Here is a 15,158-nt window from a genome sequence, read left to right on the forward strand (position 1 = left end):
GTGTTGGGGAGATTTTGTGATTTATTGAATATATTTAAAATTAGGAATTGGGAATTTCTGCAAATGTATGAGAAGTAATTTCTGATTCTTGATGGTTTAGTTGTTGTAACTTATTTGTTAAATCTGCTGTGAGACGTTTAGCATTTCGTTTGACACAACCATTGATGTAATCTACAACTTGAATGGGTTCACCAATATTAATGTTCACATCTGTACCCCAATTAGGATAAGGTTGGCTATAATTGATGCTAATGGGGATAATTTTTACTTCTAAGCCTGGGTGAGTAGATGCCGCAGTTAAAGCTAAACGAGAAATTCCTGGCTTTAAGGTGTGAACTTTGCCATCACGATAAATTCCACCTTCGGGATAGATAACTAACATTTCTCCCTGTGCAATTAATTCTACGGCATGACGCAGAGTTGCGATCGCTGGACGTTGGGTATCGACAGGAAAACCTCCCATGCGGCGGACAAACCAGCCTTGTATTCCTTGACACTCACTACTTGTCACCATAAACCGCAAATCTCGACCGGTGACACAACGACCAGCAGCGTAGGGTAATAGGATTGAATCCCAACGGGAACGGTGGGTAGGGGCAAGAATTACTGGAGAATTTGCGGGGATATTTTCTTGTCCAGTGATGTTAATGTTACCAAAAAACAAGGGTAAAACAAAGTTACGTCCCAAAAAATACGCCAGAGGAGTTAACCAAGGCGAAATCCTTGAGGTACTAGAAGCCACTTGAGGATTTACGGGTTGATTTGTTAATTGAGATTGAGAGGTAGTAGAAGCAGAGTAAAGTTCCATGATGACGGTGGCTGCTAGTTAGCGGGTAAAATGTGATGCAAATTTGATTATGTCCACCGTAGATTTTCTTGAGTAACTTGTGGATTGTGATCTGGACAGTTTTACCTCTGTCCGTTAATTTTGGGTTTGTCGCTTAGTAGCAAACCAAGTCTGCAATTGCTGACGACAAGCTGATTCTAGAATGCCTCCAACTACTTGTAGACGGTGATTAGAAGCTGGGCTATCAGGTATGTTGATAACAGTACGAATTGCGCCAGTTTTGGTATCGTCTACTCCATAGACAAGTGTTGCCAAACGTGCATGAGCGATCGCACCAGCACACATGGGACACGGTTCTAGAGTTACATAAAGAGTGCATTGAAGCAAGCGCCAACTTTGCAAGTTTTTTGCAGCTGCGCGAATAGCAATAATTTCTGCGTGTGCTGTGGGGTCTTGGTCGCGTTCTTTCCTATTTTCTCCTTCGGCAATTAATTTGCCATCTGGGTCAATAATTACCGCACCGACGGGAACTTCACCTGAATCAGCTGCCACCTGTGCCAATTTTAGGGCGTGATTCATCCATTTTTGATGTTTTAGATATTCTGGATGTTCAGGAAACATGAATTTATATCACGCAGAGGCGCAGAGTCTCAGAGAGTATGTCAAGTAGCGGCTTGAATTAGCAATGGATCAAGTTGACCTTTAGTGTCCATTGCATAAAGGTCATCACAACCGCCTATGTGTTGATTATTGATAAAGATTTGGGGGACGCTGCGGCGACCGTTGGCGCGTTCTGCCATGTTTGCTCTTGCTGTTTCGTCACCGTCAATTTTGTATTCTGTGAATTTAACGCCTTTCCACCATAGCAGCAGCTTGGCGCGGATGCAGTAAGGACAGGTTTGCCAAGTGTAGATTTCCACATTGGCTTGAACACGTTCTGGATGGCGACCAAGGAGGGAATTGAGGAAGTCGAGCATATTCTGAATCTTAGAAATATTTGTTAATTACCTCTAGCCTAGAACATTCTCGCAGAAATACAAAATTACGGATATTGTCTTTCATCTTGGACACATTCGAGATTAATAGCAGTAAAACTTAACTTTTTTCTATATGTATCCGCACTTTGGTAGACTTGAAAACTGAAATAGCCGATAAAACGACGCTAAAACAAGCAATTGAAAGGGTAGACTTTGTGGAAAATACACTTGGGCTAGAGATTATTGAAGTAGTAGAGCAAGCAGCGATCGCTTCCTCGAAGTGGATGGGTAAGGGCGAAAAGAACATTGCTGACCAAGTAGCAGTGGAAGCCATGCGCGAACGGATGAACAAAATTCATATGCGCGGACGCATTGTTATCGGTGAAGGCGAACGTGACGAAGCTCCCATGCTCTACATTGGGGAAGAAGTTGGTATCTGTACTCAACCAGATGCTAAAAACTTCTGTAACCCTGATGAACTAGTTGAAATTGACATTGCTGTTGACCCTTGCGAAGGTACTAACCTCGTTGCTTATGGTCAAAATGGCTCAATGGCGGTTTTGGCAATTTCCGAAAAAGGCGGTTTATTTGCTGCTCCTGACTTCTACATGAAGAAACTCGCTGCACCACCAGCAGCTAAAGGTAAAGTTGATATCAACAAATCTGCTACAGAAAACCTGAAAATCCTTTCTGAGTGCTTAAACCGTGCTGTTGAAGAATTGGTGGTAGTAGTGATGGATCGTCCCCGTCACAAAGACCTAATTCAAGAAATTCGCACCGCTGGAGCAAGAGTTAGACTCATCAGCGATGGTGACGTTTCTGCCGCTATCTGTTGCGCTTTTTCTGGTACTAATATTCATGCCTTAATGGGTATCGGTGCTGCACCCGAAGGTGTAATTTCTGCTGCTGCTTTACGTTGCTTGGGTGGACACTTCCAAGGACAATTGATTTATGATCCAGCTGTAGTCCAAACAGGTTTGATTGGTGAAAGCAGAGAAGGTAATCTTGCCCGTTTAAACGAAATGGGTATTACTGATGGAGACAAGGTTTATAACGCTGACGAATTAGCTTCTGGTGAAACCGTGCTATTCGCTGGTTGCGGTATCACTCCTGGAACTCTCATGGATGGTGTGCGCTTCTTCCACGGTGGTATTAGAACCCAAAGCTTGGTTATTTCTAGCCAATCCAAAACTGCTCGGTTTGTGGATACAGTTCACTTGGTTGACGAACCCCAGGTTATTCAACTTCGTTAGAAACTGGTGATAGGTGATAGGTGATTGGTGATTGGGGAAGAGAAAAAACTATTACCCATTACCAATTACCCATTACCAATTACCCATTGCCAATTACCCATTACCAATTACCAATTTTAAAAAATGAATATTGCAGTGGTGGGGTTAAGCCATAAAACAGCCCCTGTAGAAGTTAGAGAAAAGCTGAGTATTCCCGAACCTCAAACCGAAAGTGCGATCGCTCATCTTCTCAGCTATCCTCATATTGATGAAGTCGCCATCCTTAGCACCTGTAATCGCCTAGAAATTTACATTGTTAGCAGTGAAATCACCCAAGGTCTTCAGGAAGTTACTCAGTTTCTTTCCGAGCATAGCAAGTTACCTGTTGTGTCTCTGCGACAACACCTGTTTATGTTGCTGCATAACGACGCTGTAATGCATATAATGCGGGTATCCGCTGGTTTAGATAGTCTCGTCCTTGGTGAAGGTCAAATTCTGGCTCAGGTGAAAAATACTCACAAACTGGGACAGCAATACAATGGTATAAAAACAATTTTAAATCGCCTATTTAAACAAGCGTTAACAGCTGGTAAGCGGGTTCGCACTGAAACTAGCATCGGCACTGGTGCAGTCTCTATTAGTTCGGCGGCTGTGGAGTTAGCCCAGATGAAATTAGAAAATTTATCTCCCTACCGTGTAGCAATTTTGGGTGCTGGTAAAATGTCCCGGTTGCTCGTTCAACACCTAATTTCTAAAGGTGCAACCCAAATCAGTATTGTCAATCGTTCCCGTGAACGAGCTGAAGAATTAGCGAAGTTGTTTCCAGAACAACCAATCCAAATCCATCTGCTTCCGGAAATGATGACGGTAATTGCCGAAAGTAATATTGTATTTACAAGTACTTCAGCAACAGAACCAATTCTCGACCGCGCTAAGTTGGAAATGGTTTTAGAACCAAACCACTCGCTGATGTTATTTGATATCTCTGTACCTCGTAACGTTGATGCAGATGTGAATGACTTGGCAAATGTGCAAGCCTTTAATGTGGACGATTTAAAGGCGGTTGTAGCGCAAAATTACGAAAGCCGTCGGAAAATGGCACAGGAAGCCGAAAAACTTTTAGATGAAGAAGTAGAAGCTTTTGATGTGTGGTGGCGTAGTTTGGAAACTGTATCCACAATTAGTTCTCTGCGGAATAAAGTTGAAACTATCCGCGAACAAGAACTAGAAAAGGCTTTATCTCGCTTGGGTTCAGAATTTGGAGAAAAACACCAAGAAGTGATTGAGGCTTTAACAAGAGGTATTGTTAATAAAATATTACATGACCCAATGGTGCAGTTGCGAGCGCAACAAGATGTTGAAGCTAGGCGAAACTGTATGCAGACTCTGCAAATGTTATTTAACCTAGACGCAGGGAAGCAGTTTAGCTGAAATCAAGAGGAGGCAGGAGGCAGGGTGCAGGGGGCAGGGTGCAGGGAGAAGTTTACCCATTACCAATCACCAATTACCCATTACCAATTCCCCTGTCCCCTTACATTTTGAACTGTTCTAGCTGCTTGGTTTGTTCTTCGAGTCTCACGGCCAAGCGATCGCATACTAAATCACATAATTGGAATAAAATTGGATCAGCTATTTCATAAATTACGCTGACCCCTTCCGGTGTTCTTTTGACAATCCCAGCTTGAGTCAAAATCTTTAGATGCTTTGACACGTTTGCCTGTCCTAGTCCAGTTTCAGTAATAATCTCGGTTACACTCTTCTCTCCAGTTTTCAAACAACATAACACCTGTAACCGACTGACTTCAGACAGGACTTTGAAATAATCTGCAACTTGACTCAGGGCTTTTGGAAATATCTCTGACATAAAAGACTAAAAATATTTGATGATTATCTACTTATCATCCTACTATATGGTAATATAATAGATAAGTAAAACAAGAGGACGATTACAGAAATGTTATTCCGCCAACTTTTTGACAACGAATCTAGCACATATACTTACCTAATCGCTGACGAGACAACAGCAGCAGCGATTCTAGTAGATCCAGTTTTAGAACAGGTAGAACGGGATTTACAACTAATTCAGGAATTAGGTTTGACGTTGCGATACTGCTTAGAAACTCATATTCATGCAGATCATATTACTGGTACTGGTAAATTACGTCAATTAACTGGATGTTTGGGAATTGTTCCAGAAAACGCACCTGTTACCTGTGCTGATAGACAGATTAGGGATCAAGAAATTATACAACTAGATGGAATAACCATTCAAGCGATCGCAACACCAGGACATACAGAAAGTCATGCAGCTTATTTAGTGAATGGAGAAAGATTATTAACCGGAGATTCCTTATTAATTCGCGGTTGCGGAAGAACGGATTTTCAAAGCGGAAATGCAGGAACTTTATTTGATGTCATCACCCAAAAATTATTTACACTTCCCGATGAAACCTTAGTTTATCCAGGACATGATTACAAAGGTTTTACAGTTTCAACTATTAGGGAAGAAAAGAAATATAACCCCCGATTTCAAGGACATAGCCGAGATAGTTTTATTCACTTTATGTCCAATTTAAACTTACCAAGTCCGCAAAAAATAATGGCAGCAGTACCAGCGAATAAACATTGTGGTAATGCCGTTTTAGTTAACAATTAAATTTAGCAATTACATCAAAGTTAAAACAATGACAACATCCATCAATACTAAATTGCAACTAGTTGATGCTGCTACTGTTCAAAAATTGATTGAACAACAAAAAATCCAACTAATAGATGTACGCGAACCTTCAGAATATACATCAGAACATATTTCCAACGCTCAACTTTTACCACTTTCTAAATTTCAGCCAGAACAAGTATCTTTAACTCAAGGTAAAGAAATTGTAATTTACTGTTTATCAGGAAATCGCTCAAATCAAGCAGCAAAAAAACTTCTCAATGCTGGATTTACAGAATTTAAGCAATTAGATGGAGGAATTACAGCTTGGAAACAGTCAGGATATCCAACTCAAATCAATAAAAATGCTCCCATTAGTTTAATGCGTCAAATGCAAATTGTCGCTGGAACCTTAGTATTTACGGGAACGGTATTAGGTGCATTTGTTTCTCCTTGGTTTTTAATTTTAACTGGTTTTGTAGGAGCAGGTTTAGTATTTGCCGGAGTAACGAATACCTGTGCAATGGGAATGCTATTAGCAAAATTACCTTACAACCAGCAGGGATAGAATCTAAAGAGACGTTTTATCAAGCTAGGACTTACGAATTGACAAAACCTATCAATCTTGTAGGGTGCGTCAGACCCGATAATTGAGCATCTAACAGACTTTCTATATCTGACGCACCGCACTAATATGCGATTCCCAAAGCCTGAAACTAGGTAATTTCTATGTGAAATTTGTACAGTACGTAAGTCCTAAAAGCGTCTCTACATTTAAAAAAAAGAGTTCAATTACGAATTACGAATTACGAATTACGAATTATGTGGATATGGATATTAGGACATCTTTTAGCATCTGGTATTGGTATTAGTTTAGGATTAATAGGTGGGGGTGGTTCTGTATTAGCATTACCAATTTTAGTTTATGTAATGGGAGTACCAACTAAATCTGCCATTGCTATGACTTTAGTAATTGTCGGAATAGTGAGTTTAATTGGTATTATTCCCCACTGGAAAAAGGGAAATATCAATTATAAAAAAGCATATATATTTGGTTCTGCTACCATGCTAGGTGCTTTTATTGGTGCAAAAATTGCAGCTTTGCCATTTATTACCGATAGCTTACAAATGTTGCTATTTGCAATTATGATGTTGTTGGCAGCGGGTTTAATGATTCAGAGAAGTTCCCAAAAGGCTGCTAATAAATCTCCAGAAGAACCTGATTTAGAACTTTATCCCCCACCAATTTGTAAATACTGCTGGTTATGGTTATTAACTGAAGGATTAGGAGTAGGAATTTTAACAGGATTAGTAGGAGTTGGGGGAGGTTTTGCGATTGTTCCGGCTTTAGTGATTTTAGGTAAAACGCCGATGAAAGAAGCGATTGGGACTTCTTTATTAATTCTAGTTGCTAATTCTGTAGCTGGATTTTTAGGGTATTTGGGACAAGTTGAATTAGATTGGCAATTAATAGGAACGTTTATTGTTGCTGCCAGTTTAGGCAGCTTTTTAGGTGCTTATTTATCTCAGTTTATTGATGGTAAAAAGTTGCAAAAGTATTTTGGTTATTTTTTAATAGCTGTAGCTACTTTTGTTTTGTTTCAAAATCAAAGTGCATTTCAGAGAAAGAAATCGACAGTGAATTGGCAACATGGAAGTTATAAAGTAGGAATAATAGAAAGTAAAAATATTAAATTATAGAAACTTGCATTTCCGTCTTTACGTGAAGGATATTTTGAAATGTTGGGTTTCCTAACGTCAACCCAACCTACACCCTATACAAATATAAAACAATTAAGCTGCTTTTAATGACTTTCCTAAAGTTTCTGGTTCTGGTAAAGGTTGTCCATCTTCTAAATAAGATGAAATCAGCATTTCTAACACTTCTTGAGCATTTTTTAAAGCCTCCTCATAAGTGTCTCCATGAGTATGACAGAACTCTCCCCATTCAGGAAGACTTACTACAAAACATTTATCTTCTTCTGACCATTGAATAATTATCGTATAATGATTATTCATTCTGTTCTTCCTGTTGAGCTTTTTTGATTTCTTCTATTCTTTTAATTGCATTGTTAACGTCTTTCTCTTGGTACTCTTTAGCATCTTTTCCATCGTTACCTGATATAGTGACTCTCCCAGATAACAAGGGATGATACCAGTTAGTGTGACTACCTTTTCCAGTGCGACAAGTAAACCCTGATTGGAGTAATAAACTTTTCAGTTCTCTAATTTTCTTGGGCATATCTAATATAACTTTATTGTCCCAAATACGCTTCTAAAACCTTGGTATCTTTTTGAATTTCTGCGGGAGTACCGACAGCTAAATTTTGCCCTTCTGCTAATACCCACACGCGATCGCACAAAGACATAATTACATCCATATTATGCTCAATAATTAAAAACGTTAGACCGTCTTCACGGTTCCAGGTGAGAATGCGATCGCAAATATCGTCAATTAATCGCGGATTCACCCCCGCCGCAGGCTCATCTAATAAGATTAACTTAGGATTAGTCATCAATGCCCGTCCCATTTCCAGGAGTTTGCGCTGTCCCCCAGACAAACCACCAGCGTAATCATCGGCTTTTTTTTCTAACCCCACAGACTCTAACAAAAACATCGCTTGTTCTTTTAGCTGCTTTTCTTCTTTAGCGACAATATGCGGTTGAAATTGAGTTTGCCAAAAATTCTCACCCGTTTGTTTTTGCGCTGCTAACAGCATATTTTCTAATACCGACAACCGCGAAAGAGTCCGCGCTACTTGAAACGTGCGGATTAGTCCTTGCTGGGCAATTTGGTATGGTTGCAAATTGTGAATGGGTTCACCATCAAAAATCACTCTTCCCTTATCAGGATGGATGAAATTGGAGAGTAAATTAAATAAAGTAGTTTTACCAGCGCCATTGGGGCCTATTAACCCTGTAATGCTGCCTTTTGTAACTTCGATATTGGCATCTTTGACAGCTTGAATACCACCAAAACTTTTACAAAGTCCACTAGCTGCTAAGAGGGGAAGTCGGTTATTTACCATAATCAATTCATTCTCAATTTTTTTGTTTTTCCTCAACCAATTACCAATTACTTACCAAGAGTAAGTTCTTCCTTTTTCCCTAAGATACCTTGAGGCCGCCAAATCATCAGTACCATAAGAATTAGACCGATGAACATAACCCGAAAAGCACCGATACGTTCTACATCTAAAGGGACGATTTTTGGTAAAAATTCCCGTGTCAGGGCATCGTAAGCAAAATAAATCACTGCGCCTAAGATTGTGCCAATATTATTCCCAGAACCACCTAAAATCACCATAATCCAAGCATCAAAGGTGAGTTGGGGTTGAAAATTATCAGGATAAATAGCGCTAAGTTGCCAAGCGAAGAAAGCACCAGCAATACCTGCGATCGCACCGCCTAGCATTAATGATTGTAATTTATACCAAAAAACGTTTTTACCTAAGGCTTTGGGAATTTCTTCATCTTCGCGGATAGCTTTGAGAATTCTACCCCAGGGCGATCGCACTAAAAATTCTAAACGCCAAAATACAAACGCCAATACCGACAACGCTAACAACATCAAACCCGCTTTGGGGTTGTAGTCATATAGTCCAATTACACCAGAAACGTAAATCGCTAATGTCAACAGTCCTAATATCGTACCCACTCCCAAACGCGAAGCAAATTCTTGTTTACTGCTATTATTTTTAGCTACATCATTAGTCCGCGATATTCTGGCAGATTTTACCCAACGCCACAACGAAAAGAAAGTCACAATTGCCAAGAAAGTCAGCACACCAATCATGAGTAATCGCAAAAATAAATTTGGCGTTGCATCCAATGGTATAGTATAAGTTTGCACACCAAAAGCCCCAGATACCCAGGCATCACCCACCGGTAACTCCTGGTTATTTACCACCAAACGAATCAACTCCCCCGTGCCAATAGTGACAATAGACAAATAATCAGCCCGTAACCGCAAAGTTGCAAAACCAATTACCAAACCCAACAAAGCGGCAACAATCGCCCCTGCTATAGCTGAAAATAGTAGAGGGACACCCTTTAAACTTAACAAAACGGTGGTATATGCTCCCAAGGTCATAAAAGCGATATGACCAAAGTTAATTAACCCCGTAAAGCCCCACTGTAAATTCAATCCTAGTGCAAACAGTGCAAAGGTAGCCGTGGAAATAGCCAGAAAAATCAGATATTCAATCATAATTGGTCATTGGTGGTTGGTTGTTGGTCGTTATTTCGCCCCACCTCCCCATTCCCCGATGCAGGTGGAATAGATTGTAGTGTACCTTGGGTATTGTCAAGATTAACTTGAAATATTGCTATTTTCGTTAGGGTGTATTTGAGCAATTTAAGATTATGAACTTACTACGGATTAGAATGCATCACCTCATTGAGCAATTAGCAGATGAAGATCTGCAAAATTCATGGGAGTTTCTCCAAGCCTTGCATTTTGATTGTTATATGCTTAAATCTATAGAACAGGTTAAGCCATCGCAGCATCCGTGGGACATACTAACCCATGATGAGGCCATACGACTATTGATGTTCCTCTAAGTCAATTTTGATGAAAGAGTAAACCGAAAACCCTTGTAGAGACTTTCCATGGATAGGGATTCTCGTCTCTACACTCCTTAACTTCCCTGAAAGGGTATTCTGACTCCTGACTTCTGTATTCTGTTTGATAAAAGTTAGCAAACAAAAATTTGGTGAGCAAGTGAATCTGGAAGTGCGCTATGCTAGGTCTTTTTTAATAGACCTCAAAAGTTTAGAACCTGTAGCTTATGTACGGGTGTATGATTTTGTCTTTGTTGAGTGTGCTGCCCAAAAATGGCAATTGCATGGACTCCCAGAATTGAGAAAGCTTGATGATGATGGGGTTTTTTATCGCTTCACTATAGATAATTATCTTATAGGCATAGAAATTAGGGGTGAAATAGTCAAATTTTTGCGTGTCATTCCTATGCCAGATGTGTAGGGAAGAATTCAGGAGTCAGGAGTCAGGAGTCAGGAGTCAGGAGTCAGAAGTTCAGGAGTTCAGGAGTTCAGGAGTAAAACCCTTTTATAGCGAAATCTTTATCATTTTATTAATTAAAAATTAACAGGCTATCCAAAGTTATACGAATTACGAATTACGAATTACGAATTATTTTTATTTTCTTAGTATACTAAAAACGGATCAAAAGTGTCATTCTGAACGTTTGCTTACAGCACGTTACACGAACGCGGAGCGTCTCTGAAAGAGATAGTGAAGAATCTCCGAGATACTAGAGCCTACGGCTCCTGTTAGGGATACGCTGCACTACGTTACTCTCAGTATGACATAAGTCCATATTTCACCCGTTTGCAGTACAACTTATGCAAGCTTAAAAAGCTATCTGATTTTAGTGGGAATTTGAATTATAAACTGCGTCCCCTTTCCTTCTGTAGAAAAGCATTCTAGCAAGCCATTGTGTTTTTCTGTGATGATTTGATAGCTAATCGAAAGTCCTAGTCCAGTTCCTTTACCCACAGATTTAGTTGTGTAAAAAGGGTCAAAGATACGGTGTTTGAGCGATTCTGGTATTCCCATTCCGTTATCAGCAATAATAATTTTAATTTGATTCTGACTAGTCATTTCTGTAGAAATTGTAATCCAATTGGGATTGTCTACAACTTGTTGATCATGGCAATTACTATTTTTGTGGTCTATGGCATCAATAGCATTACTAATGATATTCATAAACACCTGATTCAGTTGCCCCGCATAGCATTCTACTAAAGGTAAATTACCATAGTTTTTGATCAGTTGAATTTTTGAACGTTCTGACGTAGCTTTCATTCGATTATGTAGAATGGTAATGGTACTATCAATTCCTTCATGCAGATTTACATTCTTGACTTCGGATTCATCTAAGCGTGAGAAGTTGCGTAGAGAAAGAACAATTTCCCGAATCCGTTTAGTACCTATTAGCATAGATTGGAGAACTTTTGTAATATCTCCAGTCAAAAATTCTAGATCAATTTCTTCGATTTCTTTCTGAATTTCTAGTGATGGTTCGGGATAGTTTTGCTGATATAGATTTAGCAGACGTAATAAATCTTGGGTATATTCTTCAATATGACTGAGATTACCGTGAATAAAGTTAACGGGATTGTTAATTTCGTGAGCTACACCTGCTACCATTTGCCCCAAACTAGACATTTTTTCACTCTGAATCATTTGGAGTTGGGTTTGTTGTAGTTCTATTAAAGCTTGCTCTAGTTGATGTGTTTTCTGTTTTAATGCTGCATCTGCTTGTTTGCGGTCAGTGATATCCCGCGAGATACCTACAGTTTGAGTTACAGATCCTTCGGTATCAAAAATTGCGTTTTTGATGGTGCTGAAAGTATGAACTGCTCCATCATAGCGAGTAATTTTCTCTTCTATAATGAGGGTTTCGCCTGTGTTGAAAACATAAGCATCATCTTTAATATATTGCTGTGTGTAATCGGGATTATTAAATGGAGCATCTATAATTGCCTGGAGTTGGTCTAGGGTCATGCCGTAGTAATCACGAAAGGCTTTGTTAGCATAAATAATGCGTGATTCTGCACCTTTACAAAGGACAAAATCTGGCATGGAATCGAGGATTTGTTGATAGAGTTTTTTTGTTTCTAGTAATTCTTTTTCTGCGTGCTTACGGTCTGTTATTTCCAGGTTAGTGCCAATAATCCGATAAATTTTACCTTGGGCATTTTTCAAAGGAGACAGTGTTGTCAAAAACCATTGTATTTCTTGGCCAAAGTGGACTGATTCTTCGTAGGAGATGGAAGTTTTTGCTTTGATACACCGCCGATAGTTCTGTTCAAAGCCGATACTAGCGACTTCTCCGAATGCTTCAACTAGAGTTTTTCCCTGGATTTGTTCGGTGGTCAGTCCGATCATTTGTTCAATTAATGGATTGAAAGCAACGATGCGAAATTCATCAGTTTCTGTGACATCTACGACAAAAATCCCCAGTTGTACTGTTGCATAAATGGTTTGCAGAAAGTCTTCTCGTTGACGCAACTGTTCTTCTACCTGTTTGCGTTCTGTGACGTTGCGGCAAACAATGACACCCCCTTTGATTTCGCCATTGTCATCTTTGATGGGTCTACCACTAATATTTGTCCAGATTCCCTCCGGTGCTTGCTGGTGTCGGCTAAACACTTCAACGTTGTCAAAAATTTCGCCTTTTAAGCTGCGTACTAGGGGAATTTCTGCTGTTGGAAATGGGGTAATCTGATCTGGGAGAAAGAGTCCATAATGCTGTGACCATTCCTCTGGTTGGGTATCTGTAGCACCGCTACCATACATTTGTGCAGCCGCCGAGTTAAAGATGAGAAATTTTCCGTTTGTATCGGTGACGACAACTCCATCGCTCATACTATTGAGAATGAGTTGTAGAAGATTGGTTTTTTCTGGGAGTTCTGTTTCAACAAGTTGATTTTCGCTTTTTTTATCTGTGTCTTGATATTCGCTGGCTGGGTTTTGATTTGACTCAGACTTTCGTAAATGTGCTAACTCCCGTTCTAATTGAGCGACTCGTTGCTGTAAGGTGCTTATTTCTTGCTTGAGGGTATTAACTTCATTTGTGGGCATTTCAGGAGTTTGAGAAAACTGAGTCATATCAAATCCAATAGCGTTTGCATGATTGAACAATCACTTTAGACACTGAGACAAATAATAGAAATTATAAGTCAGACATAAATAATGACGGTAAAATTCCAGTGATACTGAAAAACACAGTCTTTCCCTTGCCGATTGTAAACTGTATAAGACAAAGCAGGGATCGCCAGAACCATACATTAAACTGGAGTTTGACAACAATATATTTGAGATTTCCCTCTTATGGATGCTAAGGCACTTTGGCAACGATACCAAGATTGGTTATATTTCCACGAGGGATTAGGACTGTATCTAGATATTAGCCGGATGCGGTTCGATGATGCCTTTGTGAAATCGTTGCAGCCGAAGTTTGACAAAGCGTTTGCTGATATGGCAGCACTGGAAAAAGGTGCGATCGCAAATCCAGATGAAAACCGCATGGTAGGACATTACTGGTTGCGGAATCCAGATTTAGCACCGACACCAGAACTGACACAAGAAATAGTCCAAACCTTAGAACAAATCGAAGCGTTTGCAGATCAGGTACACACTGGTGCGATTCATCCCCCCAAGGAAAGCCGCTTCACAGATATTATTTCCATCGGTATTGGTGGTTCAGCTTTGGGTCCCCAATTTGTAGCTGAAGCCCTTTCCCCTGATTTTCCACCACTAAAAATTCACTTTATCGACAATTCCGATCCCACCGGAATCGATCGCACACTCACCCAACTCAAAGATCGCCTTGCCAGCACTCTGGTATTGGTAATTTCCAAATCTGGGGGAACTCCTGAACCCCGCAACGGCATGATTGAGGTGAAAAAAGCCTATACTGCCCAAAATTTAGATTTTTCTAAATATGCGATCGCTATTACCGGCGTAGATAGCAACCTAGATAAAGTCGCAAAATCAGAAAATTGGTTAGCCCGATTTACCATGTATGACTGGGTAGGTGGACGTACCTCAGAAATGTCCGCTGTAGGGCTAGTACCTGCGGCATTACAGGGCATTGATGTCCGTGCAATGCTAGATGGTGCCAAAGAAATGGATGATGCCACCCGCGTCCCTAGTCTTAAGAATAACCCAGCCGCTTTATTAGCGATCGCTTGGTATTTCTCTGGAAATGGCAAAGGTGAAAAAGATATGGTTGTCCTTCCTTACAAAGACAGCTTGTTGCTATTTAGCCGCTATTTGCAACAACTGGTAATGGAATCTTTGGGTAAGGAAAAAGACTTAGACGGAAAAACCGTTTATCAAGGTATCGCCGTTTATGGTAACAAAGGTTCAACCGACCAACACGCCTATGTACAGCAATTGCGGGAAGGTGTACCTAATTTCTTTGCAACCTTGATTGAAGTTTTAGAAGATCGTCAAGGAAAATCTACAGAAGTTGATCCTGGTGTCACTTCTGGTGATTATCTCTCTGGCTTCTTATTAGGAACACGTCAAGCACTGTATGAGAATAACCGCGATTCTATTACAGTCAGCATTCATCAAGTTAATGCTCGCACAGTTGGCGCGTTAATTGCATTGTATGAACGGGCTGTAGGTTTATATGCCAGTTTAGTTAATGTCAACGCTTATCACCAACCAGGAGTAGAAGCTGGTAAAAAAGCTGCCGCTGTCATTCTCGATTTACAAAAACGAGTTTTGGAAGTTTTGGCAAAAGAGAAGAAAGCACTTTCTATTACTGAAGTTGCTGATAAAGCCGGCGTTGCTAACGAAGTTGAAGCAATTTACAAAATTCTCCGTCATTTACACGCTAATAATCGCGGTGTAGTGTTAACTGGTGATTTAGCTAAACCAGGAAGTTTAACTGTTTCTCTCGGTTAAATAAAGCCATCTGTTTTTAATTGATTCAGATCCTCGATTTCTTCAAGAAGTCGGGGATTTT

The 15,158-nt window shown here is 40.0% G+C and carries 17 protein-coding genes; 8 read left to right on the forward strand and 9 right to left on the reverse strand.

The genetic code is table 11. The features are described 5' to 3' along the window. Positions 1 to 40 precede the first annotated feature (40 nt). The 3 genes from ACSQ6I_RS15345 to grxC form a co-directional block, all read right to left on the reverse strand. On the reverse strand, positions 41 to 808 hold the full coding sequence (locus ACSQ6I_RS15345) for a lysophospholipid acyltransferase family protein (protein ID WP_438891167.1): 768 nt from the start codon (positions 806 to 808) through the stop codon (positions 41 to 43). A gap of 114 nt (positions 809 to 922) precedes the next feature. Continuing rightward, on the reverse strand, positions 923 to 1,408 hold the full coding sequence (gene tadA / locus ACSQ6I_RS15350; protein WP_438891168.1) for a tRNA adenosine(34) deaminase TadA: 486 nt from the start codon (positions 1,406 to 1,408) through the stop codon (positions 923 to 925). Positions 1,409 to 1,449: 41 nt separating this feature from the next. Then, on the reverse strand, positions 1,450 to 1,764 hold the full coding sequence (grxC, locus tag ACSQ6I_RS15355) for a glutaredoxin 3 (RefSeq protein WP_438891169.1): 315 nt from the start codon (positions 1,762 to 1,764) through the stop codon (positions 1,450 to 1,452). 215 nt (positions 1,765 to 1,979) lie between these two features. On the opposite strand from grxC, the gene glpX reads away from it, so the two are divergent. Together glpX and ACSQ6I_RS15365 are read left to right on the forward strand one after the other, a co-directional pair. Then, on the forward strand, positions 1,980 to 3,017 hold the full coding sequence (gene glpX / locus ACSQ6I_RS15360) for a class II fructose-bisphosphatase (RefSeq protein ID WP_438891235.1): 1,038 nt from the start codon (positions 1,980 to 1,982) through the stop codon (positions 3,015 to 3,017). Positions 3,018 to 3,140: 123 nt separating this feature from the next. Beyond that, entirely contained in the window at positions 3,141 to 4,427 is a 1,287-nt protein-coding gene (locus ACSQ6I_RS15365) for a glutamyl-tRNA reductase (RefSeq protein WP_438891170.1), read from the forward strand. A gap of 100 nt (positions 4,428 to 4,527) precedes the next feature. Here the strand turns inward: ACSQ6I_RS15365 and ACSQ6I_RS15370 are convergent, their stop codons facing one another. Further along, positions 4,528 to 4,860, reverse strand: a complete 333-nt coding sequence (locus tag ACSQ6I_RS15370) for an ArsR/SmtB family transcription factor (RefSeq protein ID WP_438891171.1) — start codon at positions 4,858 to 4,860, stop codon at positions 4,528 to 4,530. 90 nt (positions 4,861 to 4,950) lie between these two features. On the opposite strand from ACSQ6I_RS15370, the gene ACSQ6I_RS15375 reads away from it, so the two are divergent. The 3 genes from ACSQ6I_RS15375 to ACSQ6I_RS15385 all read left to right on the forward strand — a co-directional run bounded on the left by ACSQ6I_RS15375 (position 4,951) and on the right by ACSQ6I_RS15385 (position 7,353). After that, positions 4,951 to 5,652 (forward strand): MBL fold metallo-hydrolase, encoded by a 702-nt coding sequence (locus tag ACSQ6I_RS15375; protein ID WP_438891172.1) that lies wholly within the window; start codon positions 4,951 to 4,953, stop codon positions 5,650 to 5,652. A gap of 28 nt (positions 5,653 to 5,680) precedes the next feature. Then, complete coding sequence (locus ACSQ6I_RS15380) at positions 5,681 to 6,220, forward strand: rhodanese-like domain-containing protein (protein ID WP_438891173.1); 540 nt, start codon at positions 5,681 to 5,683, stop codon at positions 6,218 to 6,220. A 254-nt stretch (positions 6,221 to 6,474) separates the two neighbouring features. Further along, on the forward strand, positions 6,475 to 7,353 hold the full coding sequence (locus ACSQ6I_RS15385; protein ID WP_438891174.1) for a sulfite exporter TauE/SafE family protein: 879 nt from the start codon (positions 6,475 to 6,477) through the stop codon (positions 7,351 to 7,353). 93 nt (positions 7,354 to 7,446) lie between these two features. On the opposite strand, the gene ACSQ6I_RS15390 is transcribed toward ACSQ6I_RS15385, so the two are convergent. Genes ACSQ6I_RS15390 through ACSQ6I_RS15405 form a run of 4 tightly spaced genes read right to left on the reverse strand, consistent with a single transcriptional unit; the run spans position 7,447 to position 9,862 of the window. After that, the gene (locus ACSQ6I_RS15390; protein ID WP_438891175.1) at positions 7,447 to 7,671 is read right to left on the reverse strand and encodes a type II toxin-antitoxin system HicB family antitoxin; all 225 of its coding nucleotides are present in this window, start codon (positions 7,669 to 7,671) and stop codon (positions 7,447 to 7,449) included. After that, positions 7,664 to 7,894: a type II toxin-antitoxin system HicA family toxin gene (locus tag ACSQ6I_RS15395; protein ID WP_190907108.1), complete on the reverse strand. Its 231-nt coding sequence runs from the start codon at positions 7,892 to 7,894 to the stop codon at positions 7,664 to 7,666. The genes ACSQ6I_RS15390 and ACSQ6I_RS15395 overlap by 8 nt, the downstream gene beginning before the upstream one ends. A 13-nt stretch (positions 7,895 to 7,907) precedes the next feature. Further along, positions 7,908 to 8,681: an ABC transporter ATP-binding protein gene (locus ACSQ6I_RS15400; protein ID WP_438891176.1), complete on the reverse strand. Its 774-nt coding sequence runs from the start codon at positions 8,679 to 8,681 to the stop codon at positions 7,908 to 7,910. Positions 8,682 to 8,728: 47 nt separating this feature from the next. Beyond that, positions 8,729 to 9,862 (reverse strand): branched-chain amino acid ABC transporter permease, encoded by a 1,134-nt coding sequence (locus tag ACSQ6I_RS15405; protein ID WP_438891177.1) that lies wholly within the window; start codon positions 9,860 to 9,862, stop codon positions 8,729 to 8,731. A gap of 155 nt (positions 9,863 to 10,017) precedes the next feature. Between ACSQ6I_RS15405 and ACSQ6I_RS15410 the strand changes: the two genes are divergently transcribed. Then, the gene (locus ACSQ6I_RS15410; RefSeq protein WP_438891178.1) at positions 10,018 to 10,215 is read left to right on the forward strand and encodes a hypothetical protein; all 198 of its coding nucleotides are present in this window, start codon (positions 10,018 to 10,020) and stop codon (positions 10,213 to 10,215) included. Between the two features lie 160 nt (positions 10,216 to 10,375). Next, on the forward strand, positions 10,376 to 10,636 hold the full coding sequence (locus ACSQ6I_RS15415; RefSeq protein ID WP_438891236.1) for a cytotoxic translational repressor of toxin-antitoxin stability system: 261 nt from the start codon (positions 10,376 to 10,378) through the stop codon (positions 10,634 to 10,636). A gap of 396 nt (positions 10,637 to 11,032) precedes the next feature. On the opposite strand, the gene ACSQ6I_RS15420 is transcribed toward ACSQ6I_RS15415, so the two are convergent. Continuing rightward, positions 11,033 to 13,288: a PAS domain-containing protein gene (locus ACSQ6I_RS15420; protein WP_438891179.1), complete on the reverse strand. Its 2,256-nt coding sequence runs from the start codon at positions 13,286 to 13,288 to the stop codon at positions 11,033 to 11,035. 222 nt (positions 13,289 to 13,510) lie between these two features. On the opposite strand from ACSQ6I_RS15420, the gene ACSQ6I_RS15425 reads away from it, so the two are divergent. Continuing rightward, positions 13,511 to 15,097: a glucose-6-phosphate isomerase gene (locus tag ACSQ6I_RS15425; RefSeq protein ID WP_438891180.1), complete on the forward strand. Its 1,587-nt coding sequence runs from the start codon at positions 13,511 to 13,513 to the stop codon at positions 15,095 to 15,097. Positions 15,098 to 15,158 lie beyond the last annotated feature (61 nt).

This window comes from Anabaena sp. WFMT (genome assembly GCF_051781005.1).
Taxonomy (GTDB): Bacteria; Cyanobacteriota; Cyanobacteriia; order Cyanobacteriales; family Nostocaceae; genus Anabaena.